The sequence below is a fragment of the Kitasatospora sp. NPDC004240 genome, assembly GCF_053603215.1.
Map to the genome: position 1 here is coordinate 1 of NZ_JBSGFD010000074.1, position 24,929 is coordinate 24,929.

Below are 24,929 nucleotides of genomic sequence, written 5' to 3' on the forward strand. Positions count from 1 at the left end.
CCGAGGTCCACTCCCTCAAAGGCGAGTCCTACCGCATGCGCGGCCGCGAACTCGGCCGCACCCCGACCACCAACAACGGCTGAACAAGACCGCACGATGGCCCACAATTGAACCGATCAGACCGGCCCGATTTCAGCCGTTGCCGACAGCCTGTTCGAGCGCCCGGTTGGCGAGGTGCCTCCGCTCCTCGGGAACGGATGCCCAGAAGGAGTGGGCCGAGATCCGCTCGCGGAGTTCCAACTGGGCGTGGCGAGGCCCGGGTGACTCCATCGCATCCGCCCACATCGAGCGTCTGGCCGCGTTGTACTCCCGTCGGAGCTGAATGAGGTCGGCGGGGAAGGACCACTCGTTAGACATGTCCTGAGCCTATGGAGAACGCTGCCGAAGATCTACCGCCGCCGTGGAGCGCCACCTGTTACCTGCACTGTCACCGGCGATCATTTGTCGGAGAGAGCCGTGTGAGCGGTGTACGGGTGGGAGCGCCGAGAGTCCTCCCGCGCTCGTCGTTCGCGGGAGGACCGGCCCTCAGCGTACGGAAGCGGTGCGCTGTCGGGAGGCCGCGTACCCGCCCGACTCCGGCCGGTGGGATCGGACGTGTGCCTGGACTTCCTAATCGGCCGGATGGGACAGCCGTGTTGGCCGGGTGAGTCGGTCTGGACCGAAAGGACCTTGACGTGTCGGTGGTGTTGTGGGTCAGGGGAGCGGCGGCCAGGGTCCGGCGAGCAGTCGGGTGGCCTCGGCGACGATCCGCGCGGCGATGGCCTCCAGCGAGTCCTCGAACGCCGGGCTCCAGTTCTCGTACCGGACACTGTCGCTGGCGATCGAGTGCAGAGCTTCGGGGCAGCCGAGCGGTGACCACGCCTCGTGCCCCAGGAGGTCGGCGCCGGTGGCCGGGTGGATGCCGCCCTTCACGATCAGGGTGAGCCACCAGCGGGCGAGCTCCCAGCGGATCTCCGGCTCCTCCACGGGAAGGCCCGCCAACAGACCGAGTTCGTCCATGACCTGGCCGAAGAGCCCGGCTGCCTGCGGCTCCTCGGAGCGGCCGAGCCCGGCGAGCAGCCGCAGCGAGGGCGTGTCGATGTCCAGGACAAGGGCGACCAGTCCGGCCTGGATGAGCTGGTCCGCACGGACGTGTCGTCCCAGGGAGCGTTCGAGGGCCAGCATCCGTAGGTCCGTGAGCGCCTTCTCGGCGCTGCGGGCGTAGGGGTCGTACCGCGTTGTGTAGGTGGCCGGCCTAGGGATGCCGTTGTTTTCCCCGAGGACGTACGACCAGAACGGGACGGTGGCACGGGCGTCGTCGAGCTGGGCCGGCAGGCCGGCGAACTCGTGGCGGATGTAGTCGGTGAGGTCAGCTCCGTAGTAGATGATGTCGGTCTGGTAGACCGACAGGACGGGGTGCCCGAACTGCCCGGGAGTACCCGGCAGGTAGCGGTGGCCGAAGACCGGGACGAGTTGGGGGACGTCGGCCAGGAAGGTCTTCGCGATCCGGACGGCAGCCTTGGCCTGCTCTGGTCGCTCACCCCACGCCGGGTACCAGAAGCTGTTGTGACGGACGTCGAAGAGCGTTCCCTCGACCGGCCGGTTGAGGCTGTCGCGCAGCGCGCCGGGGTCCTCGCTGTCACGCCAGTCCGGCCAGCCCTTGCCCAGGGGAAGCCCGGCTCCCAGGAAGACCCGGTGGTCGGCCGCGAACCGGAAGCCGAACCGCGCCTCCACCGTGTCCAGCTCCTGCTCGCTCAGGCCGGGCGCGAGGTCGGCGCCGTGCAGGCGGTGGAGCGCCTCGGCTGCTTCGACGGTGAGAGGACGGGGCGGCTGAAGAGTCACCGCCGCAGCCTAGTCGGACCGGTTTGGGCCTGATCCGTCGACCCAGCCAAGGCGTCCCGTCCGGCCAACAAGGCTGTCCCGTTGGCCGCGTACCGAGTTCAGGCACAAGGAGGCGGGTGCGACGGAGCACCGTAGTTTGCGCGTGATCGTTTAGAACTTGTGCAGGGCAGTTTTCGAGAGTGGAGCGCGATACCTTGCGAGGCGGGTTCGTCCAGTTGTTCGCTCGCCGTCGCTCCGCACGGCCGACTGCCTTGTGCGGCTTGGCTGCCTATTCGGGGTCGTCGGCTTCTGCGGGGATTGTCCAGCGCAGCAGGGTGGTGGTGCCGGCCCGTTCCAGGGTGACGGCGTAGACCTGGTCCCGGGCACGTTCGCCGCGGTGGCGCATGGAGTGGTCGCCGGGGTCCCAGCCAAGGCGCAGGATCCGGGCCCCGTCGAGTTCGATCTGCCCGGCGAGCAGGGGGTGGGCCTCGCCGGCCCGGTCGAGCAGGTGGAAGTGGGTGTGGGGGTCCACGGAGACCACCAGGCCGATGCGGGGCCCTTTCGACAGCCAGTCCCTGATCTGGTCGGCGCGCTCGTGGGCCTCGTGGAGGGGAAGATCGAGCCGCCCGTAGGGGCCGCGCCGCGCGTCGACCTGGGACATCGGATCGCCGCCGAAGCGGGCGTGGGCGTCGTCCTCATACTTTCCCCGGTAGGTGACATCGGCGAGCCCGTCGATCGACTCGCCGGACAGCCCGACGAACGAGTCGAGGGCGTGGGCGTCCCCGAGGACCATGCCGCACCGGTCGATCGGCAGGTCGCCGAGATGGACCGGCTCTCCGCCGGGATCGCCCGGCCAGGGCAGGCCGAGGTCGACCTCCAGGACCGTGATGACCGGCCCGTCGTACGAATCCCACGTCTGTGCGCGGACCTTCAACGGTCGGTCGGACGCGGCCGGCACCGCGACCGCCTCGCAGAACCACTCCTGGCTCGGGCGGTCCGCAGGCTCGTGGAGGTGGCCGCCGCCCTGCTTCGCCGCAGCCGTTGCCCGCACGGACAGTGGGTCGCCGTGTTCGGGCCACTGGTCGATCGAGCCGGCCATCCCCAGGACCAGCGCTCCGGACGGTGTTGTGACGACTCCCAGGTCGACCAAGGGCTCACTCATCCGTTGATTCAACCAGGTGCAGATCGGCTGTCTTCCGGGCCCTGGCAGGGCGGAGCCCCGTGCGGGACGAAGTCGCAAACCAGGCTGATCCACTCGCAAACTGCCGTCCTCTGACAGGTGATCTTGACCGATTGCCACATGATCTTGACCGGTGCAGTTGAGTGCCTGCTGGTACGGGCTGTCACTGCTCTGCCGTACGGTCCCCTAGGCCGGACGGATCAGCCGACCCGGCCCGCGGCGTCCGGGGCCGGCAGTGAGAAGGGGTGCGGGACACGTGAGCTGGGATGTTGTTGCGGCGGACGAGCGGATCCAGTGGACGTTGGAGCCGCTCCACCGAATGGGCCCGCTGCGGTTCGGAATGACCGCCGTGGAGGCGGAGCAGGCGCTCAACGGCGAGCTCGTGCCCGACCCTTGGAGGAGGGTCCGACCGCACGGCGGGTTCGTGGTGAGCCGTGAGTTCAATCTCCCGCACGTGCCGACCTTGGCGGCCGTCACCGCGTACTTCGGCACCGGGCGCCTGGTGGGCGCGGCGTTCGACGCGCGCCGCGGCCCGCAGGTCTTCCTGGACGGTCTGCCGTTGGTGGGCCGGGTGCCGTCCGAGCTGGTGGGCGACCTCACCGCGTACGCGGACACCCACGACGTCGACCTGCAGCACAACCACCTGGGGGACCTCGCTTCGGAGGAGCTCGGGCTGTTCAGTAGCACCCAGCGGGCCGATGACGTGCTCCTCACGAGGGCGATGCTCGTCGACTCCCGCTGGGCGGAGCGGATCGGCGACTACTCCGAGACCTATCTCCCCACGGCAGAGTGGCGGGACCGCATGTGGTGACCACGCATCCCCGAGCAATGTGCACCGGCCGCCGAAGGAGCGCCGGAAGCGCGCTGATCGCACGAGCGACCGGCCAGGTGTCCGTTTCTGCGAGACCGTCTACCGGCCCGACGCCACGGCATGCCCACTGAGCAGCACCGATCAGCCGAGATCATCTGGCAGAAGCCCTGACATCGGTGTCCCGTCTCAGTTGATCTGGTCTGCAGGTAGGGCTTTGACCTGCGGCGACCAGGTCAACTGAGACGCCGGGCGGCCGAAAATCTCAGATGGTCTGGTCCCGGACGGATGGATGGATGCCAGGTGTTGTCTCAGGTGATCTGGTCTCGTGCCCTCGTCATGGCCGAAGTTGCCGTGCCTGGGGGTCGAAGCAGTTGAGGCCCATCGACGATGCAACCTCCGCCGCGTAGGCGGACGCCTCCACCGCCATGCTCCAGCGCATCGGGAAGTAGATCAGCGGGCCGCGGGCTTCTCTGATCAGCGGGCCAGTTGACCAAGGCGAAATGTCGTCCTCGTCCTCGTCCTCGGTGAGATCTGGCCACCGTTCCAGGAGTGCGGAGACGAAGGCCTCTATCCGCTCCACCGGAGGAACCGTGGGCTCGTCCGTGTCGATGTACCGGTCGTACAGATCGGTGAAGCACCGGGCCGCAGCGGCGCTATCTGCCGGCCGCTCGCCCTCCCACACAGCAAGGTCATAGCTCATGGGCGCAGCCTGCCAGTCACTCCCGACAGCGGCACCGATGGACCCGAACGCCTGAGACGACGATCGAATCGGACCAGATCTTCTGAGATGGAGACCAGGTCGCCTGAGACGGGACAATCGGTCAAGATCGCGTGTCAGAGGACAACTGTGTCCCGTGCCAGATGATCTTGGCTGTTTTCCAAACGATCTTGACGGGGCCGTGGGTGCTGGCTGGCTGGTCAACGCGTCACGGGTTCGCGGGGTTGGGTGTCTATGAGCACTCCCAGAAGAAGCGGCCTTCGCGGTGGTCGGGGCTGACGAAGCCGTAGCCGTAGCCGTATCCGAAGTTGAGGAAGTACGGATCCTCGTCATCGGGTGCGTCACTGATCTTGAAGAGGAACTGCCACGGAGCCTCGACTCGCGCGAAGAGGTTGGGGTAGCGGGCGACGCCGCCCATGTAGTCGTGGAGGTCCTCCCCATCGGGCACCTCGACGGCCGGCCCCTCGCCTCGCAGGCTCCGCTCGAACGCCGCCTGGTCGTCGATCGAGCGGTCGATCTCGGGGGATACCGACTGCAGGTCGACATACCACTCGACCGGGATCTCGGATTCGTCCGGACCCCAGCGCCAAAGCGTCCGCCCCTGGGTGCCCGGTGGCCCGATGGCGGCGAAGGGCGGGATACGGCCGTCGGGCTGCACGAGCAGGACCGCGTCGCCGGCCTCCGGGTTGGTCCCGCCCATGATCCTGTCTTCCTCGTCGACGAAGAGGTAAGCCAGGCGGAGTTCGTCTCCGGGGACCGGGAACTGGCCGATGAACACCAGTGGGCTGCCGGTGGATGGATCCACCGGCCATGCGGGCCCGTCCAGCCATACGGGTTGGCCGCCGAGCTTGGCCACCGGTTCCGATATCGGCTGCTCGGCTGCCCTGAGGGTCATCTGCTGCCGCGGCAGGAAGGCGGCACTGTATGGCCCGTCTGCCTGGCTGATGGGACGCATGATCATGCGCGGACCCTACGGCATGCCACTGACCGACGTTGCCCTGGCGGTAGACGATCTCGGCTGTCCGCCAAGTGGGCACGAGAAGACCGACAAGCACCCCCGCCGCCGATCAAGATCAAGTGGCAGAAACCTCCAGTCCGTCAAGATCATCTGGCAAATGGTCAAGGTCATTTGCTGAAGGGCAGTGGCCCCTTCGTCGGACGGGCTGCTTCGCGGTGTCCCGATTGAGTGATGTGCGCTTGAAAAGTGCGATCCAAGAGTTACTTTCAGGCTAGGGTGTGGGGTGGAGGTGGGCCCGTGAGTGATGACCTGTTCGCGTCGATCGATGCGCTGCTGGCGCGGCCGCGGCCGGTGGATGACCTGCCCGTCCCGGCCGAACGGGAACGGCTGCGCAAGGCTGGCGAGTACACGCAGGAGGAGCTGGCCGCGGCGTTGAAGACGCGTCGGGAGACGATCGTGCGGTGGGAGGCCGGGACGACGGAGCCCCGCCCGCCCAAGCGCGAGGTGTACATCGCGTTCTTGGCGACGCTGGCGCTCCAGCACGGCACGGTGGAGCCCACCGAGTGGCTGCGCCGGGCGCAGGCTGCCGGCCTTGTGCGCACCGACGCTGCGCCCGATCCGGTCACGGCCGAGGCCGCGCGGCAGGCGGCTGTCCCGGATCCCGCCGCCCCGGCGGCCCCGGCCACGGCGCCGGAGGCGTTCGCGGCGGTCCCGGTGGCCGAGCAGCAGACCCCGGCCGCCGAGCCGGTGGCGCAGCTGGTGATGCTGGACCAGAATGCGGACGGCTCGCTGGCGATGGGGTCGGCGGCTCCGTGTGTGCAGTGCGGTCAGCCGTCGGTCTACCGCTCCCAGGGCCACCCGATGCACCTGGGAGGGTTTTGCCGCCCCGGCACCGTCCCGGCCGCTGCGCAGCCCGTCCCGGCTGTGGTGTCGTCGGAGCCGGCCGCCTCGGTCGCTGCGCCCCGCCAGGTCGCCCCCGCGGCCGGTCCGGTGGCTGCGCCGCGCCGCGAGTCGTCGTCGCGTGCGGCGGCGTCGTCCCGCGGGCGTAAGGCTCCGGCAAAGAAGGCAGACGCCGAGGCGGACTGGGAGGCGGCCGCGGCCGCGCGGTTCCCGGCAGGCCCGCTCGCGGTGCTGGACGTCGCCCCGTCCGGCCGGGCCCTGGTGGCCTACCTCGCCGACGGCACCCAGGCCCTCACCGCCCCGGCCGGGCACACCCTGGCGGCCGTCGTGGAGTGGGCGCTGGAGGCGGGGATCGGCTCGCCCAGGTTGCACCGGCACGGCAAGGACGGCGACGCCTTGGTCGTCCTGACCGATGCCGCCCTGACGGAGCTCGGCCTGCCGACGATGGGCCGGGACGAGAAGAAGGACTTCGTCCAGCGCCTGGGTCAGCTGCCGAAGACCCACAGGGCCGTCAAGGCGCTGGAGAAGGCCGGCTGGCTGCTCACCCAGCGCGGACTCGGGCCGTGGGCCCGGATCTACCGCACCCCCGAGGACGGCAAGCGCCAGTGCGTCCAGCTGTGCATCCCCGCCTGGGGCGCCCTCACCTCCGGCGGCTGGACCATCCCCGACGGCCTCACCGCCCCCGGCCTGGCGCGCCTGCTCGGCACCTACGCCACCCGGGTCCTCACCCCGCGCGGCTCCACCGCCGTGACGGGCCTGGAACTCGTCACCGCGCTGCGCCCTGCGACCCGCGCGATGCGCACCGAGGCCGGCTGGACGTCCGGCCCGGTGGAGGGCTCCCGACCCCGGGACGCGTTCGACCCGGCGCCGCCGGAGGTCCCCGAGGTACACCCGCTCGCGGAAGGCCGGGAGGCGGGCGGCGAGCTGGTCACCGAGGCGTGGGACTGGCACCGCCCCCTCACCGAGCAGGAGCAGGCGGCGCCGTTCGCGGTCGGCCTGGACGTCAACATGGCGTTCCTTGCCGCCGCCGGCCGCCTCACCCTGCCGCTGTCCGGTCCGGTGCACGAGCTGAACCCGGTCTTCGACAAGAAGATCCCCGGCTCCTGGCTGGTCGACCTCTCCCATGTCGAGACGGACCTGCTGCTCCCGTCGCCGTTCACCGCGGACGGCACCCGCCCGACGGGACCTGCCTGGTACTCCACGGTGAAGGTCGCCTACGCCCTGGAACTCGGCGCCACCGTGCAGCCCGTCGAGGGCTGGCTGCGCCACGAGAGCGGCCCCTACCTCGACCCGTGGCACAAGCACCTGCGCCAGGCCTACATGGACACGATGGCCTCCCTCGGCGTCCCGCTCACCCTCGCCGACCGCGACCCCGTCACGTTTCTGGACGCCATGGCCCCCCTCAAGACCACCGGCGACCCGGCGGAACTCGCCGTCCTCACCGCAATCAAGCAGACCGCCAAGGGCACCATCGGCAAGTTCCGCGAACGCCCCCGCGGCCACGGCTACAAGCCCGGCGAACGCTGGCCCGCCCTGGACCGCCCCACCTGGGACCCCCTCATGCGCGCCCTGGTCATCGACACCGCCACCGTCAACCTCCACCGCAAACTCCGCAAGATGGCTGCCGACACCGGCCTGCACGCCTTCGCCGTGCTCTCCGACTGCGCCGTCTTCGCCGCCCCGGGCCCCGGCGCCCTGGACGTCCTCACCACACCCGACGCCACCCTCACCACCTCGCTGCGCCTCGGGGTGTCGCCCGGGCACGTGAAGTTCGAGGGCTCGCGGCCGATGGCCGAGATCACCCAGCTGGTGGCCGACGGGGCGAATCCGGCCCGCCACATGAAGGCCGACGGTCTCGTCTGCGCCGACGAGTAGCCAGCCCGGCCGGGCCCGTACCGCGCGGGCCCGGCCCTGTGACCTCGCCCGCCCGGCGCCGATCGCCGGGTCGGCCGCCACCACCTCACCCCACGGAAGGAGACCTCGATGGGGGAGATCGACGAGGGCCTGGAACGCGCCGAGCGCACCCGCCCGATCCCGCAGTCCGTGCCCGCGAGGATGCGCTTCCTGCTCAAGGGCACCAAGGGCTCCACCAAGAAGCTCGCCCAGGATCTCGGTGTCTCCCAGCGCACGGTGCAGCGCTGGCTCAAGGGCCAGGGCACCCCGAAGCCCGCGGCTGCGAAGGCCATCGAGACCAAGGTCCGCGCCACCTGGCAGCCGGGCGTGAGGAAACGCGTGCGCCGCGACGCGCAGAAGAACGGCTTCATGCTCCACATCCAGGCGACCTTCGGCTACAGCGCGGCCGGCGGTTCGACGGATGACCCCCGCCCCCGGACGATCACCCAGAAGATGCCCGGCTCCGTCGCCCAGCGGCTCTACGAGGCCCGCGACGCCGGAGCCACCCAGACGCAGCAGGAGAAGATCCTCGCAGGCGCCCTGCGCGACCACTACTTCAAGGACGGCGGCACCCGCGCCACCGGCCTCGACGTCGAGCTGAACGACATCGCCTGGATGGACGTGGAAGGGCTGTAGCCCGGCCACGGACGGTCCGCGACCGCTGCGCCCCTGTGACCGGGCACTTAACTTGGCCAGTGAGCGGTACCGGGCGTCGATCTCGGCCTGGACGGAGTCGGCGGAGGCCGGGGTACCGGCCGCCAGTAGCGCCGCGAGGCGGATCATCCCGGCCGGACGCTCGCGCCGGCCCGCCTCGGGCTCGGCGGCGTCCATCGTCGCGGTGCGGCGGTTGGTCGCCTCGGCGAGCTCGGGGAAGTCCTGGAGGCCGTCCTCGTACTGGTCGGGCTGGATGCCCTCGAAGAGGTTCTCCGGGCGGTTGACGGTCATGGGCCGGCCGTCCTTTCGGGATCGCTCCAGGTCGGCGAGGGTGCGGGCAACGGTGGTGGCCAGGGTGTCCAGCCGGTCCCGTTCGGCGAGGAGACGGTGGTGGTGGCCGCGCAGGGCCTCCACCTCGTCCACGGCCATCACTCCTTCGTCTCGTACGCCGTGATGAACAGGCGGACCTGGAGAGGCGGAAGCCGGCACGGGAGTGCGGACACCGCGTCTGACGGGTCCGTCGGGCCGCGCGGTAGGCATTCGAGAGCGCCGATCAAGCCCCCTGCTCCGGCCTGGCGACGATGGGATCGAGCCGGCGGGCCCGCACGCCTCTACACCCGTCAGCGCGCCGATCAACCCCTCGAGTGGGGTGCTCGCCACAGGCGCCCCGGCGAGTGGCGCGGGGATCGGGCGCAGCGGGTGTACGGCGTTCAGGGGCTGGGGCTACGATCCCGGTCATGGAGCATGATTTAGACGCGCGCGGAAACGGCACCACCGAGGGAATCGACGCGCGCGGAAATGAGGTGCCCGGCGGAAACGACGCGCACGGAATTGACGGACAGCCGGCGCTCCTGTGTCCGGTGTGCGAGAAGGTCGAGCTGCGCACCACCGGCCCCGGCCGGCGACCCCGCTACTGCTCCCGCTCCTGCTCCTCCAAGGCCGACCGGAAGCGCCGCGCCGACCGCCAGCAGGCCGCCCTCACCGATGCCCTGATTGCCTCGCGCGTCGAATCGCCGGGCAATCCGGAGGGCGGTGAACTCGAGCTCCTGGAGCTCGCCCGCACTGTCGAGCGGGCCGCCGTCCGCTACCTCCAGCGCCTCGGCGAGGCCCGCCAGGGCGGCGAAGACCCGCAGGCCGAGCAGGCCCTGGAAGTCTTCGGGGCCTCCGTCGGCGCCGCTACCCAGCGCCTCGTGCGCACGGCCCATGTGCTGCGCCATGCGATGGTCGTGACCCGGGTTCAGGTCGAGCGCGGCGGTGTCGAGGTGTCGGCGGGTTCCGGGGCCGAGGCGACCGGACAGTCCGGGGCGGTTTCTTCGCGCGTCGAAACCCGGTCCGACCGGACGCTGGCCGTCGACTCGTTAGTTTCCCCGCGCGTTGAATCCGGCGAGCCCCTGATGTCGGCTGATTCGCCACGCGTCGAAACCCGCCCCGATGCGTCGCCGGCCGTCGACCCGATGGTTTCTTCGCGCCTCGAATCGCCCGCTGGGGCAGGGGCCTCCCAGCCGGCCTCCGCGCCGACGGTGCCCGTCATGCCGGTCCAGCAGCGAGGGCAGGCGTTTGTCCGGGACGAGCCGGTCCAGGAGCTCTCGGTCGGCTCGGTTCCATCCCTCGCGCTCGGAGAGCTCATGCCCCGGCTCTCCGTTCCGGCCGATCGCGGCCTGGGGGCCGCGGAGCGTTCCCACGCCCTCGGCGGCGGGCTGGTGGTGCACTCCTGGCCGGACCATCCGAGCCTCCACACGGTCGAGCGGGACGGCCGGCTGTTCGGCTGGATCGAGCAGGGCATCGTCGACCCGCCCAACGCCTGGGTGGCCCTCATCGACCGCCGGCCCGTCGTCGACGCCGACGACAGCCAACCGTTGCTGTCCACAGGCCCACGCGACGCCCTCACCCTGCTCGGCCTGGCCCAGACCCAACTCGCGGCCTCGACCGAGTAAGGGACCGGTCCCCGGAACCAGTGGCCGCCCCCGTTTTCGCCAGGGGCGTCGACCAGATCGTCCGGGCCGGGGCGCCGCCGGGCGCGGGGTGAGAGGATTGCCTATGGCTCCCGGGGCTTTACTCATTGCCCACCCCGGGGCCGCTCGCATTTTTCCGGTGACTCGCCTGGTGTCGCCGCCGTCCGGGTCTATCGCCCTGCGCACCGGTTCGGCCGCCGGCGGCGTCGGATGGGCCGGGTTCCCGCTGACCGGCTCTGCCCCGCGCGAGGCCGCCGCTCGCCCGCCGCCGACTGCGCGGGCGGGGGCGAACCTGAACGTTCTGCGCACCGGTCATGCCGCGAGGTGGCGGGCCCCATAAGGCCCGGGGCAACTATCGGTTGACGAAGAGAAGGGCACCGCCAACCAGCACGACGAAGCCCAGCAAGATCGCCAATGCGGCCGCGCCAACCATCAGAGCAGCGACTCCGGCGCTCACTGCCAAGCCGCATCGCGCCGCGCGCTCGCCCCGCTCGATCGCGGTTTCGTAGTCGCGGTCGCCATACCAGCCGTCCTCGGCCACGGTAACGGTAACGGCCTTTCGCTCCGATTCCATGGGCCCGATATCCCTCCGCAGTTGCTGTCAGCACGGTACCGCGCGGGTGGAGGCAGGCTGCGCGCATCCGCTTCGGCGAAGGACCTGACCCCGCCGAACACCTCTGCGGGGTCGAGTTCGTGACACCTCTCGCATCTTCGACCCCGGCCCTCCGGGCAGGGGCCTATCCGAGCTGCAGCAGGCGACTCGCGCCTTCCTGGGACGACGTACCCGCAGGGTGCGGCCTGGGTTGCGCTGCGGTCCTTGCCGGACGGGCGCTGCCCGGGACCGTGTGGACCGGTCCCGGGCAGCTAGGGGTTTTCGTTTCGGCGAACGCCGCGCACCAGCCGACCTTGCAGGTCTGGCCGTGAGGCACGTACGTGTTGCACTCCGCGGTGCCCTCGGCGACGCCGATCTGGCTGCAGGCGACCGAGACGATCCTGTCGCGGACGGCGGAGCCGGCGGGCGTGGTCGACGTGCTGCCGCCGGCGAGGGCGTGCTCGGTCTCCGGGCCGGCCACCCCGTCGACCTGCAGGCGGCCGCCATCATCGGTGATTCGCACCGGGTGCGAATCGCGGTTCTACCTGGTGATGTTGTGGCACTGGGCGCCGCGCTTCGTGCCGGCGATCCACAGTTCGGCGCAGGACGTGCCGAGCTTGAAGGTCCGGTTGCCGGCGTTCCATTCCACCGCGCCCACGAACTCGCAGGTGGGGTGGTTCTTGCCCTTGACGGTCTTGTAGACCTTGTTGTTGAGATCGCGGTAGACGAAGTCGATCCTCCAGTTGCACAACCGGTCCTTGGCGAGGCCGATCGGCGCCGGGGTGTACGCGGCCCACTCGGAGCCGATGCGCAGGCCGGTGCCCCGGGTGCAGTGGTGCAGGAAGCCGGAGGGGAGCGGAACGGTCACCTCAGCGCCGCCGTGGCCCACGGTGACCTTGAAAGCGGGGATGAGTTCGTCACCGCAGGCACCGCGCCGGGCCTGTGTGGCGCGGCTGTCACCGGCGGGGATGACGACCTGCGAGGTGGTGTCCTCGCCCTCCTCGACGGCGGCTCCTTCGGTGGTGGCGGTCCGGTGCGGGGTCGTATCGGTGACGGCCGGCTGGGCGGCGGCGTTCTCGGTGAGGGTGTCCTCGACGCCGTTCAGGGCGACAGCGCCGCCCACCAGGGCGGCCGCGACGGCGGCGGCGATCATGGGCCGGGCAAGGCGTGCTCGAAGGGCGGACATGACGTACTCCTTCTTCTGGAGGGGAAACGGGAGGCCCGGCTGGGCCTGGGTGATGCGCTGAGGCCCTCCTGTTGACGGGGGCTCAACACGACGCCCTCTTCGCAGCGGTGGGCACCTCGGCGCGGTGCCACCGGTGATCCCTGGGCGGTGGTCACAGCTTGTGCCTGGCACGATCGGCGAGGGAAGGTTTTTCCCGTCCGGGACTGTCCGGTGGCGTCTGCGCAGGTCAACAGGCTGTCCGCGGCCAGGCAGGCCCCCGGCATGCCCAGGCTGACCTGCGCGATGCCGTTGTGTGCCGCCTGCGGCGACATCGCCCCCGGGCCCCGGCGTTGACAACGCCCTGCAGCGCCGGCGCCCGGAGTCCAGAGTGCTCTGCGCGGACATGTGCGACGTGCGCCCGTGCTCTGCACCGGAGTGGCCATCTGCTTTTGCAGACCCGCCTGCGCATCGTCCGCAATGGCGCCTGTGGGGCCTGATCTCCCCCACCCCAAGCCCTGCTCGACAGCACCGGCATCAGCGACCGAGTCCCTTCAGCAGTACGCGGCCGAGACCTACCCGTGTACGCCGACAGCGGGAGTCGCGGGGTACGAGCTGTGGCGGTTCCGGAGAACGCCGAAGGCCCGTCCAGGGGGTGCTGGACGGGTTTCGAGGACACGCGGCCGACGGCTGCGCACCACCCGGCTCCGCCACACCCTGCCCCTGCGGCGCATGGGGGCAGGGCACCGCGGAGGGGCCGGCGGCGGGTGCGGCGGCGTAGGGCGGTGCCGCTGGTGATGGCGCTGGTGTGCGCGGTTCTCATCGGTGCGGGCGTCCTGCGGGCCACCCCCGCCCGACCGCAGCGGCGGGCCCCCGCCTCGTTCGACAACCCGCAGGCCGCGGCCGACCCGATCGCGGGCGAGGGCACCCACGCTCCGTCCGGGACATCCGTCGCTCCAGGCGAGCCCGACCCCTCACACCCCCGCCAGCGGCACCTACGGCTCCAGACGGGGGTCGTCGATGCCGACGGCGACGATCCCGGGCGGGTACAGATCCGGTCGGGCCGTCAGGATCAGATGCTGCTGCGGGCGCACCGGCGTGGGCAGACTCGTGGCGATCGCGTGCGCCAGATCCTGGCCCCCGTAGCCGTCACGGACCATCGTCGCCACCACCACCGCGGTACTCGCGTCCAGCGACTCGAACTCGACCGCGGGCAGCGCCAGGACCGCGTTCGCGGCACCCTCGTCCTTGATCTCGGCCTCCACCAGGCACAGCACCGGCACCAGCAGATGCTGGAACGGACTCTGCAGAGCAGAATCCACGATCCGGTGCAGACGTGGATGACCGGCGGCCAGCGCGGACAGGGCGCTGGAATCCAGAACGATCACGTGCTGCGCCGAGGGGCGACCTTGGCGCGGGCGTCGGCCGCGGCGACGTCATAGACCCGCTGCAGCAGGTTCGGGCCCTCGTCCAGCTCCGTATCGGTGAGCGTCATCCCGAAGTGCTCCCGCAGCAGCCGGCGGCCCTCTGCCACGCGCTCCGCGATCTGTTCCGCGGTGGGCTGCTGCTCCACCAGCAGGGCCACCTGGGCGCCGATCGTGGTGCCGCGGGCCGCCGCGAGGGCGGCCAGCCGGTCACGCGTATCAGGGGAAACCTTGATCGTCGCATCAGCCATACCGCGATCGTACACCGCTGGTACACCAGCGGTGTACCAGTCCTGGATGGGCTCTTGGCGAGCCCGGGAAGACCTGACCGGGCTCTCCCGTCCCGGACACGCAGAAGGCCCCGGCCGCCCCACACGCAGGGGTAGCCGGCCTTCCAACCCGCTCAGAAACCGGGGCCCCGGGGGCCGTCGGGGACGGTGAACCGGGTGCCCATGTTGTCGTTCGGGTCGAGGTGGACCAGCGCGGTGAACCACGGCGCGGCCGCCTTCGGGTCGCGGCGGCGCAGCAGGTCGGCGTAGCAGTAGAGGATGCGGTGGGCGGGGCGGTTGTCGAGCTCGCCGTAGAGCAGGACGTCGCGGAACGGCCAGGGCAGCGACTGCTGGAGGACGCACACCCCGGCGCGGGCCCACTCCAGCGCAGCGTCCAGCTCGCCGGGCACCTCGCTCTGGTCGCCCAGCTGGCTGCGCTGCTCGGAGCAGCGGTACGCGGCGTCCGGAGCGACGGCGCGGGTGGCCCGCCGGTGGGGTGCGTCAGACGATGAACGGCTTGCGGTCGGTGGTCGGGTCGTGGGGTTCGACCTGGCCGGGCTGGTCGTCGTGGGCAGGGCAGTTGTCGGTGGCCTGGGCCTCGGACTTCTCCTCGACCTTCTTCCTGCCCTTGTTCTTCGGCTTCTTCTTGCCCTTGTCCTTGGACGTGTCCTTCGGCTTGTCCGCCTTCTTGTGCTTGTCCTTGCTCGTGGACTTGGGCGGTGTTTTCTTCGACTTCTTCGTGTCCTTGGGCTTGTCCTGCTTCGGGGTGTCGTCCTTGTTGCCCGGGGCGGGCTTGTCGGTGGGCGTGTCCTGGGGGCAGGTGCAGCCGTTGCCGGGCGTGGGCTGGTCACCGGGGTTGGGCTCCTGGCCTTCGCTGTCCTTGCTGTCCTGACCGGCGTCCTCGGGGTCCTGGTCGTGACTGCCCTGACTGTCCTGGGTGTTGTCGGTGGGCGGGTCCTGCGGTTCGTCGCTGCCGTCGGCGGGCGGCTGTTCCGGTGTCTGCTCGTCGGTCTTGCCGCCGCTGCCCTCGTCGGACCGGTCGTCCTCGCCCTGCTGGCTGTGGTCGGGCTGCTCGGTGGGCGGGGTACTCGGCGTGGGGGTGGGCCCCTGCGTGCTGTCCGTGTCGTCCGTGGTGTCGGGGCAGGTGCAGGCGGGGGGCGGCGTGGTGGTGCTGGGGCCGGGCCGGGAGGGGGTGGGGGACGGGGAGGGGGTGGTGTGGAACTGGGCGGGGACGGCGCGGGGGGCGCCCTGGACGGGGGCGGCCTGGCTGCCGGTGGTGGCGAGGATGGGGACGGCGAAGGCGGCGGCACCCAGGAGCAGGCCGGCACCGAGCCACCGGCCGGGGCCGCGGCGCGTGGTGCCGGTCTTGCGGTGTCGGCCGGAGCCGGCGCTGAGCCATGTTCCCCGTCGCATGTCGGTGCCCCTTTTCCTGTTCTGCCTGTGGTCACGGATCCCGGTGAGCTTGCCCAGCGGGTCGCGGGCGGGGCAATGAGGTGAGGCGTCCGGGACAGTCCGGGCCCGTCCGGCCGCCCCGCGCGGGGCGCCCACGAGCTTTGGGACACCCGTGCTCCGGCCCCGCGCACCCCGTCCCACCTGCACGGACAGGGCCGGACTGTCCCAGACGCCGAAGGTCTGGCCGGACATACCGGCCCTCGAAAAGGCTTCCTGGCGGGCCGCCGAGGGTGCGGCCGGTGAGAGAGGTCGTGATGACACGGCAGACGCAGCGGCCACCCCACCCGGGCGCGGATGGAGCGGGCCCGGCTTCGGCGAGCCGTCGGGTCCCGGCGGTGGGTATGGCGGCGGGCCAGGTCCCGGTTCCCGAGCGGAGCGTGTGGCTGGGGCCGCTCACGGCGGCCGGGCCGCGTGTGGGCGAGACGGCACGCATGACGGGTGTGGCCGTCCGGGCCGCGGCGGCGGATGCGCGGCCCGGCGCCACGAAAATGGCGGCTGCGGACGGCGAAGGCGAGCCCGCGGTCGGCCGCCCGGTGCGAGGCGGGGCGGCCGTAGCCTGCAGGCGGATGTGGCGGGGTGTTGTGCCGCTCGTGCTCGTGGCGCTGTGCGCCGTGCTGACGGGCGCGGGGGTGCACCAGCTGACCGCGGGCAGGACGAGCCCGGCTGCCGTGGCGTCGGCCGGTGAGCCCGCCGCCGGCGAGCCCGCGCCCGGTGCTGCCATTGCCCCGGGGGAGCCCGACCCGACCTCCGGTCCCGCCACGGACGCTCCGGCTCCCGTGGTGACGAGGGAGGTGGTGCTGCGGTGGGGTGACACCCTGTCCGAACTGGCGGAGCGTCACCACACGACGGTACGCGCGCTGCAGGAGCTGAACGGCCTGGGCGACTCGACGCTGATCTACGCCGGCGCCACCCTGCGCGTCCCGGAGCCGGTGGCCTCTCCCAGCTCGGCGCCCGCCGGCGCGGCCCCGGCCGCGCCGGCCGCGGCCTGGGACCAGCCGGGCACCGATGTCGAGTCCGGGGTTCTCGGCCCTGGAGGTCTGCCCGGGTCCCTGGTGGTGCCGGGCGCGACGGAGCCCGGTGCCCTCGGTGTCCGGGAGCTGCCGCAGGAGAGGAAGACCGCGCCGGGGACCGGCACGAAGAAGGACACGAACCGTGCCAAGGACGCAGACCACGGCGAGGGAGCGGCGCGCGGTTCCACGGCGGCGGTGGCCTACGCCCGCGCCCAGGTCACGAAGCCGTACGCGTGGGGCGCCACGGGGCCGCACTCCTTCGACTGCTCGGGGCTGGTCATGCGGGCCTGGCAGGCGGGCGGGGTGAAGCTTCCCCGCACCACGTGGGGCATGGCCACGGCGGGCGAGGCGACCACCCGCAAGGCCCTGCTACCAGGCGACCTGATCATCACCAACGGCGGTGGCCACGTCCAGCTCTACATCGGCAACGGCAAGGTCATCCACGCCCCCGGTCGCGGCAAGTCCGTCACCGTCGCCCCGCTCCCCCCGGCGTCCAGCGTCGTCGCCTACCGCCACATCGGCCCCCGCTCCTGACGGGGCTCGACATGGGAACCACGATGTCGACGCCGACGAGCGGGACGTGAACGACGTGAGATCCGAGCGGCGCACCACCAGCCACCCCGTCCGCTGTCGTGCGCACACCGGCGTCGAAGACCGAGCACCGGACCGCTGCGCCCCAGCGAGACAGCGGATCAAGAACACCAGCCACCCGTCCCGCTGTCGTCGCCCACGGGCGCCGCCTCGGCTGGAGCCGGCATCGCACCGCCATGGGGTGCGCCGCCGAGGCCGCCCCTCACCTACCCATGCACTCCCACCCTTCTGAACACAGGAGATCGCTCTCGTGAATGCCGTGCGAGCACGTTTGACCCGGCCCGTGATCGCTACCGCCGTCGCGGCAGGTGTTCTCGCCGGCGGCCTGTTCTGGGCCGTCCCCGGCAGCCCCGGCAGCAACCCCGGCACCGTCGCCGGAATCGCCGCGTCCCCCGCCGCGGCCCCCTCGCTGCTGCCCGACGACGCGGCCGACACCGCCGAGACCTCGGTCAGCACGGAACGGCCGAGCGTCACCACCAGCGCGGACGACGGCACCGCATCCAGCGTCCAGGCCGTCAAGACGTCCTGCGGGAGCAACGCCTCCGGGTTCACCAACACGTGGGGGCCGGTCAGCCGCTCCAACTGCTCCGTGTTCGGTTCCCGGGGCCACCAGGTGACCTACACCTTCTGGATCAAGCCCGGCACCCAGCAGTCCGGCACCGTTCAGGTCTGGGGCATCGACAGCAACAACAAGGGCCAGTGGTACAACGCCGGCACCATCAAGTCGAGCACCCAGACCCACCGCATCACCGTCCCCTGGGGCAACAACGCGGCCACTCCCCGCGTCCGGGTGAAGGGCGGCCCGGGCGCCCTGTGGAGCGTCGTCGAATGGCGCCACTGATCCGGGCGAGTCCGCCGGTCGACGTCGTCGCCGACGGGCGCCGCCTCGGCCAGGGCGGGCCTGCGGCCCGCGCCCGGCGCCCGCGCCGCCGCATCGCACCGGCGGAACCACCTCATCGCCCGGCACCGCACGAGGAATCCCTGCGGGAGTCGCCCGTGAGCCGAATCCCGGCCCTCACTCCCGCCCCGTATCTCTTGAGCAGAGGAGCAGTTACATGCGCGCCTTACGAGCCCGCTTCACCCGCCCCTTGATCGCCGCGGCCCTCACCGCAGGATTGCTGGCCGGCGGTCTCGCCCTGACCGGTGACGGCGAGGCGCTCAGCACCGCCGCAGCCGTCGGCGCTCCCACCGGCAGCGAGCCGCCGGTCCCGGTCGCCGAGGCCGCCGACAGCACCGACGACCCCGCCGGCACCGTCCCGGTGCTCGCCTCGGCGCGCCGCGACGGGTCCTTTGACCCCGTCTACTTCCTCAAGGGCTACAGCCGCAGCGACAACCCCGGCGTGAACTGCGAGGAGTACTGGAACCCGCTGCCCGCGAAGATGCGGGAGTGGGGCTCCACCGGCAAGTTCCACCACGTCGCCTACTACAAGGGCGACAACAGGAACTGCACGGTCCGCCTGTCCGAGGGTGGCCACGAGGTCGGCCTGAAGGACCTCGGCCGGGAGCTGGCCAAGCACATCTACGCCAACTACAGCAGCAAGGGGCAGCCGGTCGACCTGGTCGCCCACTCCATGGGCGGGCTCATCGCCCGCGCGGCACTGACCGGAGTCCAGCGGCACGAGGACGGCTTCCCGCCCTTGCTGCTGGTGGATGACGTGGTCACCCTCGACACCGGCCACCGCGGCTTCAACTTCGCCGAACAGCCCTGGTGCGGCACCAAGCAGTGCCTGGACATGCGCAAGAACTCCAACTTCCTGCGCACCCAGGCAGCCGACAACCCGCAGGGGAAGGGCGGCACCGACTGGACCCTGGTCGGGGTCGAGGAACTCGGCCCCGAAAAGGTCGACAGCGCGTCGTCGCTCGGCATGCACGCCGCCCACTTCGTCCGCTACGCCGGCCAGGGCCTGGACCACGGAAACCTGCCCAACACGACCACGGGCACCTACAAGCAGCAGTACCGCAATCCCCCCGGCGGCTGGGTCCGCGCCGAACAGGGCGCCTCCCCGGGACGGGTCGTCGCCAACGCCCTCTACTCCTCCCGCTGGTAACGGCCGATACCGGCCACAGCGCCAGGCGCTGTGCCAGATGTCCACGGCGGCCGCAAAGCGGGTCGGCAACCAGATGAGGGACCCGGACGAAGGGGTGGGCGCCGACATCGGCGCCCACCCCGCGCGGCTGCCCCGGGGTCCGTGTCCCGGGCAGGCTACGGGCCCGGGCATCGGGGAGGTCGGGAGGGCCGGGTCAGAAGCAGGGGTCGCGGGCCTCCGACCCGCCGCACTCCTCGGGGAACGTGGGATACGGGCTGGGGGAGGAGGACGGCGTGGGGGACGGTCTGAAGGTCCACCCGCCGGAGGTGGGACCCGGACCGGGCCAGGGCGGGTTCGGTTCCGGGGCGATGGTGGCGGGCGGCGTGGACGTGCGTTTCGCCGGGGGCGGTGTCACGGAGGGCGAGGTCTTGGCCGGCGGGGGAACCGCGGGCCCGGAGGAGGCGACCGAGGCGGGAGGGGGAACCACGGGCCCGGAGGAGACGACCGAGGTGGGCGGGGCACCGGTGCTACCGCCGTCGGCGGAGCTGGGCGGGGACGCGGATCCCGACGCGGGAGAGGCGGCGCCGGACGGCGCGGAGGTCACCGGGTCGGACGGGGAGTGGCCGTCGCGGTGCTCGGGGGCGAAGGCGAGCGCGGCGGCCGCGATCACCAGCACGACCGCGATCGCGGACACCACCACCACCGAGCGCCGCGAGGGACCCTGTCCCTCCTCGGAGCCGTCCTCGGCCGCCCTCCGCCGCGGCCGAAGACCGGCGATGCCAACCGACCGTGCTCGCTCACCGCTCACCCGTCCCCGGCCGGCCGGTCCCTCGTCCGGGACGGCACTCTTGGGCACATCGCCCGGACCACCGGGTCCGGCGTCGCTCCCGGAGTCTGAAACTCCGCTCGGATCCGCTACGCCCGCGGGTGGCGGTGATCCCGGCGCGGGTGTGGAGTACTCCGGGGGAACGCCCGCGCCCGGGACGGTCGCCATGGTGGTGTCGGCGGCTTCGGGAGCCGCCCCGTCGCCGGCCCGGGCGGGGAGCGGTTCGGCGGCGACGGCGAGGCGACGGCGGGCTTCCAGCCACGCGGTGGCATCAGCACCCGTGAGGCCGCAGGCGTGGACGTACGCGGTGAGCAGATCCTCGCGGGGAAGGTCCTTGCGCGCGAGCGCACCGGAGAGCGTGGCCCTCGGCAGGATGTGACCGGCCGCGGCGGCGCGTTTCTCCAATTCCCGGTAAGAGAGGTCGGCCCACTGGCGTAACTGCCGCATCACCGCGACGAACTGCTCGGGGCTGCCGGCGTCCTCGGGCCGTGGCCCGCCCGACGATGCCGGCGCCGCCTCGATCGATTGTGGACGTTGCGTCATGACGGGCAGCGTAGAGGGAACACCCCTTGCCCGGGGGAGTATCAGCCCGACCAGCACCGGCGTCAGGGGCCGGCCTTTCACCATCGTCGACCGTGCGGCCGACCGCGGCCTCGTTCGCCGTGGCCGGCCGCACCGCCGGGTCCGGCCGAGGGCGTTTCTCGGCCGGGGCCGCGTGGTCTCGCCGAAGAGCAGGACGTCGCGCAACGGCCGGGGCAGGGACTGCTGGAGCACGCACACTCCGGGCGCGGGCCCGCTCCAGCTCGGCGGGTCGGATCAGCCGAAGAGGACGACGCCATCGTGGACGGGCGCCGGTTTTGCCAACACCGGCCACGGCCCGCAGTACTCCTGGCCGCAGTCGCCGAAGCTCGTGCTGATCGACGAGGCCGGTAACGAGCTGTGGCTGACCGCGTGCTGCGCCGGCCACGACGGTAGCGGCCGGGGAGGGACGGAAGACATCCTCTCGGCGGCAGGCTTCGGCACGCCGGAGGAGATCGGCCGCCCGGTCGCCGACCACCTGGTCCTCGTCCTGCGCAAGGACCGGAGCCAGCCTGTGGAGGCCGTCCCCGTCACCGCACGCAGCCGGTCGATCTCCTCACGCAGGTCCGTGCGGGCTGGAACGCGGTGGCCGGCGGCGGCACATCGCCCACCCGCATCGGCACGGGCGCCGCTGAGATGGTTGCGGTCGGCTTGTCCGAGGACGGCTTTGGTGCTGCCGCCGGGTCGGGTATCCCGGCCGCGACGCGTCGCAGTTCCAGCAGCGTGTCCATGTCCAAGCGCAGCGCCCTGGCCAGTGCCGCGACCGTCGTCGCGGTCGGCACCGGTCCCGTGAAGGCGTTGTGGATGGTGCCGCGGCTCACCCCCGCCCTGGCGGCGAGCTGGGTCTTGCTCAGGCCTGTGCGGGCCAGTGCGTCGTCCATGTGCTTGCGCAGCTCGGTGAGCGCTACCTCTGGCCCCAGGTCCTCCGTGCCCAACTGCCCCCTCTGGTACCTGGTCCACAGTGTCCAGGTGTACAGCCTTGTCCAGATCGGCCTCGTTCGAGACCGGTTCCGGGAAGGTCGGCCACGGCAACCCCCTGGCCTTTGCTGGAGACACCGTGAACCACGTCGCTGTCGTCCTGCTCGCCCCCTGGGCCGGCGCCACCGCGGGCGGGGCTTGCCCACCTGCGCTGCCTCCTGACCCGGGGATCCCCCGGCGCTGGCTACTTTGAGTACTGTGCTGGGCCGGTCGCCACCTCGAAGGTGGCGACCAGCCCAGCACGGGTGTGTCTTGGTCGGATCAGCCGGCGAGTTCGACGCCCTTGTGGTAGGTCCAGGCGGCACCCCGGCACGTCACGCGATTCGGGGCGGTGTGCTTGCCCGGGGCGGAGCAGATGTTCAGCATGTCCTGGTAGAAGATGTCGTCGACGCGCTTCTTGGGGGAGTCGACGGGCTTCGGGTCGCCGTTGGGCAGGATGGTGATGAACTGCTTGAAGGCCTTCTCGCCGAGGAGGTCACGGAAGTTGCGGTACCCGAAGTCGTGGCGGATGCACGCGATGCTGAAGTCGAATCCCGCGACCTTGTTGCGGGCGGGTGCGTTGCAGAGGTTCGTCGACCACCTGAACTCGTACCGGTCGGGCTTGCCCTGGAGGTGCTCGTCGCGCAGCTGCTTCCACTCGTTGAAGGCGGCGGGGCCGGGCTGCTCCAGGCGCTCGAGGAGGGCGAGCTTCTCCGCGTGGCTGGCCGGTGTCGCGGCGGGGGCCCGGAGCGAGGTCCAGACGTCCTTGTTCCAGGTGTAGCGGTAGAGGGCGGCGCCGTCGGGGGAGATACCGTAGAGCTGGCCTCCGGAGGTGGCGAAGGCGGTGCCGGGCCTGCCGATGGGGCTCCACCTGCCGTTGCCGTCGTGCTTGACGATGGTGCCGGCGCCGGGGTTGACGGCGAAGAGGGTGTCGGCGGCGATGATCCGCTCCGTGCGCTCCTTACGGACGTTGGTCCACCCACTGGCTTTGCCGTCCTTGCCGTTCCACTCCCAGACGCCGGAGTGGTCGGGGGACAGACCGTAGAGGTTCTCGTCGGTGACGGCGAACTCGGCGCCGGGCCCGCCGACGACGCTCCACTTGTCGGGGCTGCCGAGGTAGTGGGAGATGGTGCCGCTGTCGCGGTCGGTGGCGAACAGTGGGCTGTCCGACAGCCTGCCCTGCGCGCCGCCCCGCTGCTTCTCGGCGTTCTTCATGGCCGTGGTCTTGCCGGTGTAGGTGTAGAGGTGGGCGGCGGGGCCGCTGCCGACCTTGCGCCACTCGTCCTTCTTGCCGGTGTACTCCCATACCCCGGAGCGGTCGGCCGGGATCTTGTAGAGGTGCTTGTTCGTGGCGGCGAGGTCGGCGACGGGGCCGCTGATCCGGGTCCAGTCGGCGGGCTTGCCGTTGTACCGCCAGACGTCGCCGGTGTCCGGGTTGGTGGCGTACACGGTGTCCACGCCGGCGTAGATGCTCTTCGCGGGTCCGCCGATCTTGAGCCAGCCGTCCCGGTCGGCGCTCCACTGGTACACCCCCGAGCCGTCCCTGGGCAGGACGTACGCTCCCTCGCTGCTGGCGACGACCTTGGCCATCGTCACGGATGGGACCGTGTTCTTCTGGGCCGGCTTGCCGCGGCTGGCGGCGTTGGCGCTCACGCTGATGGCGAGGACGACGGCGATGATCAGCGCCATCATCCGCAGCAGGCGCACGGCCTTGCCCGTTCGGGTGGGCGGGACCGGCGGGCCGGCCGTGTCGGCCGGGGCGGTGTCGGGGTCGGGATGGGTCATTTCGGGCTCCTTGGGTGTGGTTCGGGCATGACGGACCGCCCGCAGTTGATGCTGCGGAGGGGTTGTTGACGGGAAGGTCAGACGAGGGTCCACCAGTGGTCGTCGCCGACCTCCGGGTGGCAGGGGTAGACGCCCAGGCGCAGGCCCGGGGTGGGGTCGCCATGGCCGGGGACGTCCAGGCACATCGGCGCGGGGGTTCCCTCGGACTTGGCGTTGACGAGCAGGAACGCGGTGCGGTCGGCGTTCCAGCGCTGGAGCCACAGGTGGTTGTCGCCGCTGCTGAAATCGCACGGGTAGAGGCCGACCTGCGCGTTGGCAGGGGCCCCGTAGTTGGGCGGGTCCACGCACAGCGTGGAGCCGGCCGGGCGGAGCGCGAACCCGCGCGCGCCGCCGGTGGCGGGCACGAGGTCGAACCGCTGCAAGTGCCCCGCTCCCGCTTCGCAGGTGTTCTGGAGCACTGGGTGGCCCATGTTGGGTACGCCGCTCGTCGGCACGTCCACGCACAGGCCCGTCGCCACGTTCCGCAGGATCCGGCGCGGCGGGCTGGCAGGCGCGACCGATGCCGGGGAGGGCCCGGTCGGAGGCGGGGAAGGGTGTGCGCTGCTGGATGCCGCAGCGGCGGGGGATGAGGGCTTGGGCGGAGGGGCGGACGCGGTTGGCATGGTTGGCTTGGGAGCCTGCGCGGCGGCCGGCTTGGAAGTTCCCGGTGCGGACGGCGGTGCCTGGGCCGGTGCGGACGGCGGTACGGGCGGTGCCGGCGGGGGAGGTGGCGGTGTCGGGGCCGGGGTGCCGGTGATCTTTCGGTACCGGAGCGGTACGTAGGCGCTGGTGGGGTGCTTGGCGATCAGGGCGTCGCCGCGCCGGGCCGTCGCCACCGAGGTGGGCCTGCTCTTGCTGCTCTCGGAGTAGTACCGGAATGCGCCCTGGGCCTTATCCGTCCAGCCGGCGAACAAGATGGCGTGCCCCGTGTAACCGCCGATGTCGAGCGCGTCCCCGGGCTGCAACTCCTCCCAGGTGATCCTGTCGGCGACCGAGAACAGGCCCGTGGTGTCGTAGCTGTCCGTGAGCTGCCAGGCCATCGAGACGAAGCCGGAGCAGTCCTGCCGGTACCCGCCGCCGGTCGCGTTGTCGCTCCACCAGAGCTTCTGGCTGTAGCCCACCCGCTTCTCGGCCCAGTGCCGGGCGCGGGCCAGGACCTGGTCGCGGGTGACCGGGCCGCCGGGGGCGGCGCCCTTGCCGAGGGTGCCGGTGCCGGTGGGCCGCTGGGGAGTGGGGCTGCTGTCCGCGTGGGCGGGGAACACGGTCAGGCCGGCGGCGAGCGCCAGGGCGGCGAGGCTGGCGCCGCGCCATGGTCGGGTCATCGGATGCGGTCCCGTCTGTCGTCGGTGA

Annotated in this window: 21 protein-coding genes and 1 pseudogene; 7 read left to right on the forward strand and 15 right to left on the reverse strand. The window is 71.6% G+C overall.

Going from position 1 to position 24,929, the window contains the following annotated elements; translation table 11 throughout:
• Positions 1-132: 132 nt before the first annotated feature.
• The 3 genes from ACWEQL_RS21075 to ACWEQL_RS21085 form a co-directional block, all read right to left on the reverse strand.
• Positions 133-357, reverse strand: coding sequence for a hypothetical protein (locus ACWEQL_RS21075; protein ID WP_452151803.1), 225 nt, complete (start codon positions 355-357; stop codon positions 133-135).
• Positions 358-693: 336 nt separating this feature from the next.
• Positions 694-1,821, reverse strand: coding sequence for a hypothetical protein (locus ACWEQL_RS21080; RefSeq protein ID WP_452151804.1), 1,128 nt, complete (start codon positions 1,819-1,821; stop codon positions 694-696).
• Positions 1,822-2,089: 268 nt separating this feature from the next.
• On the reverse strand, positions 2,090-2,962 hold the full coding sequence (locus ACWEQL_RS21085; protein WP_452151805.1) for a hypothetical protein: 873 nt from the start codon (positions 2,960-2,962) through the stop codon (positions 2,090-2,092).
• Between the two features lie 274 nt (positions 2,963-3,236).
• On the opposite strand from ACWEQL_RS21085, the gene ACWEQL_RS21090 reads away from it, so the two are divergent.
• A complete protein-coding gene (locus ACWEQL_RS21090; protein WP_452151806.1) occupies positions 3,237-3,791 on the forward strand; it encodes a hypothetical protein in 555 nt (184 codons plus the stop codon).
• Positions 3,792-4,125: 334 nt separating this feature from the next.
• Here ACWEQL_RS21090 and ACWEQL_RS21095 read toward each other — a convergent pair whose 3' ends face one another.
• Positions 4,126-4,491, reverse strand: a complete 366-nt coding sequence (locus tag ACWEQL_RS21095; RefSeq protein ID WP_452151807.1) for a hypothetical protein — start codon at positions 4,489-4,491, stop codon at positions 4,126-4,128.
• Between the two features lie 250 nt (positions 4,492-4,741).
• A complete protein-coding gene (locus tag ACWEQL_RS21100; RefSeq protein ID WP_452151808.1) occupies positions 4,742-5,470 on the reverse strand; it encodes a hypothetical protein in 729 nt (242 codons plus the stop codon).
• 294 nt (positions 5,471-5,764) lie between these two features.
• Between ACWEQL_RS21100 and tap the strand changes: the two genes are divergently transcribed.
• On the forward strand, positions 5,765-8,242 hold the full coding sequence (gene tap, locus ACWEQL_RS21105; RefSeq protein ID WP_452151809.1) for a telomere-associated protein Tap: 2,478 nt from the start codon (positions 5,765-5,767) through the stop codon (positions 8,240-8,242).
• Between the two features lie 108 nt (positions 8,243-8,350).
• Positions 8,351-8,896 carry a telomere-protecting terminal protein Tpg gene (gene tpg, locus ACWEQL_RS21110; protein ID WP_452151810.1) on the forward strand — a complete coding sequence of 182 codons (546 nt, stop codon included), beginning with the start codon at positions 8,351-8,353 and terminating at the stop codon, positions 8,894-8,896.
• Between the two features lie 36 nt (positions 8,897-8,932).
• On the opposite strand, the pseudogene ACWEQL_RS21115 reads toward tpg, so the two are convergent.
• Positions 8,933-9,337 (reverse strand): annotated as a pseudogene (locus ACWEQL_RS21115) (MerR family transcriptional regulator); the annotation flags it as partial.
• 314 nt (positions 9,338-9,651) lie between these two features.
• On the opposite strand from ACWEQL_RS21115, the gene ACWEQL_RS21120 reads away from it, so the two are divergent.
• Positions 9,652-10,848 (forward strand): hypothetical protein, encoded by a 1,197-nt coding sequence (locus tag ACWEQL_RS21120; RefSeq protein ID WP_452151811.1) that lies wholly within the window; start codon positions 9,652-9,654, stop codon positions 10,846-10,848.
• 370 nt (positions 10,849-11,218) lie between these two features.
• Here the strand turns inward: ACWEQL_RS21120 and ACWEQL_RS21125 are convergent, their stop codons facing one another.
• The 6 genes from ACWEQL_RS21125 to ACWEQL_RS21150 form a co-directional block, all read right to left on the reverse strand.
• Positions 11,219-11,440, reverse strand: a complete 222-nt coding sequence (locus ACWEQL_RS21125) for a hypothetical protein (protein WP_452151812.1) — start codon at positions 11,438-11,440, stop codon at positions 11,219-11,221.
• Positions 11,441-11,999: 559 nt separating this feature from the next.
• Positions 12,000-12,644 carry a hypothetical protein gene (locus ACWEQL_RS21130; RefSeq protein ID WP_452151813.1) on the reverse strand — a complete coding sequence of 215 codons (645 nt, stop codon included), beginning with the start codon at positions 12,642-12,644 and terminating at the stop codon, positions 12,000-12,002.
• A 971-nt stretch (positions 12,645-13,615) separates the two neighbouring features.
• Positions 13,616-14,008, reverse strand: coding sequence for a hypothetical protein (locus ACWEQL_RS21135; protein WP_452151814.1), 393 nt, complete (start codon positions 14,006-14,008; stop codon positions 13,616-13,618).
• The gene (locus ACWEQL_RS21140; protein WP_452151815.1) at positions 14,005-14,295 is read right to left on the reverse strand and encodes a hypothetical protein; all 291 of its coding nucleotides are present in this window, start codon (positions 14,293-14,295) and stop codon (positions 14,005-14,007) included. Before ACWEQL_RS21140 ends, ACWEQL_RS21135 begins: the two co-directional genes overlap by 4 nt.
• Positions 14,296-14,447: 152 nt before the next feature.
• The gene (locus tag ACWEQL_RS21145; RefSeq protein WP_452151816.1) at positions 14,448-14,723 is read right to left on the reverse strand and encodes a hypothetical protein; all 276 of its coding nucleotides are present in this window, start codon (positions 14,721-14,723) and stop codon (positions 14,448-14,450) included.
• Positions 14,724-14,814: 91 nt separating this feature from the next.
• Positions 14,815-15,726, reverse strand: coding sequence for a hypothetical protein (locus tag ACWEQL_RS21150; RefSeq protein WP_452151817.1), 912 nt, complete (start codon positions 15,724-15,726; stop codon positions 14,815-14,817).
• Positions 15,727-16,331: 605 nt separating this feature from the next.
• Here ACWEQL_RS21150 and ACWEQL_RS21155 point away from each other — a divergent pair.
• The 3 genes from ACWEQL_RS21155 to ACWEQL_RS21165 all read left to right on the forward strand — a co-directional run bounded on the left by ACWEQL_RS21155 (position 16,332) and on the right by ACWEQL_RS21165 (position 19,414).
• Positions 16,332-17,309 (forward strand): C40 family peptidase, encoded by a 978-nt coding sequence (locus ACWEQL_RS21155; protein WP_452151818.1) that lies wholly within the window; start codon positions 16,332-16,334, stop codon positions 17,307-17,309.
• Positions 17,310-17,649: 340 nt separating this feature from the next.
• Positions 17,650-18,207, forward strand: a complete 558-nt coding sequence (locus tag ACWEQL_RS21160) for a hypothetical protein (protein WP_452151819.1) — start codon at positions 17,650-17,652, stop codon at positions 18,205-18,207.
• Positions 18,208-18,421: 214 nt separating this feature from the next.
• Positions 18,422-19,414: an esterase/lipase family protein gene (locus ACWEQL_RS21165; RefSeq protein WP_452151820.1), complete on the forward strand. Its 993-nt coding sequence runs from the start codon at positions 18,422-18,424 to the stop codon at positions 19,412-19,414.
• 1,914 nt (positions 19,415-21,328) lie between these two features.
• Here the strand turns inward: ACWEQL_RS21165 and ACWEQL_RS21170 are convergent.
• The 3 genes from ACWEQL_RS21170 to ACWEQL_RS21180 all read right to left on the reverse strand — a co-directional run bounded on the left by ACWEQL_RS21170 (position 21,329) and on the right by ACWEQL_RS21180 (position 24,901).
• Complete coding sequence (locus tag ACWEQL_RS21170; RefSeq protein ID WP_452151821.1) at positions 21,329-21,679, reverse strand: helix-turn-helix domain-containing protein; 351 nt, start codon at positions 21,677-21,679, stop codon at positions 21,329-21,331.
• A gap of 358 nt (positions 21,680-22,037) precedes the next feature.
• Entirely contained in the window at positions 22,038-23,540 is a 1,503-nt protein-coding gene (locus ACWEQL_RS21175; protein ID WP_452151822.1) for a phospholipase A2, read from the reverse strand.
• Positions 23,541-23,617: 77 nt separating this feature from the next.
• Entirely contained in the window at positions 23,618-24,901 is a 1,284-nt protein-coding gene (locus tag ACWEQL_RS21180) for a hypothetical protein (protein ID WP_452151823.1), read from the reverse strand.
• Positions 24,902-24,929 lie beyond the last annotated feature (28 nt).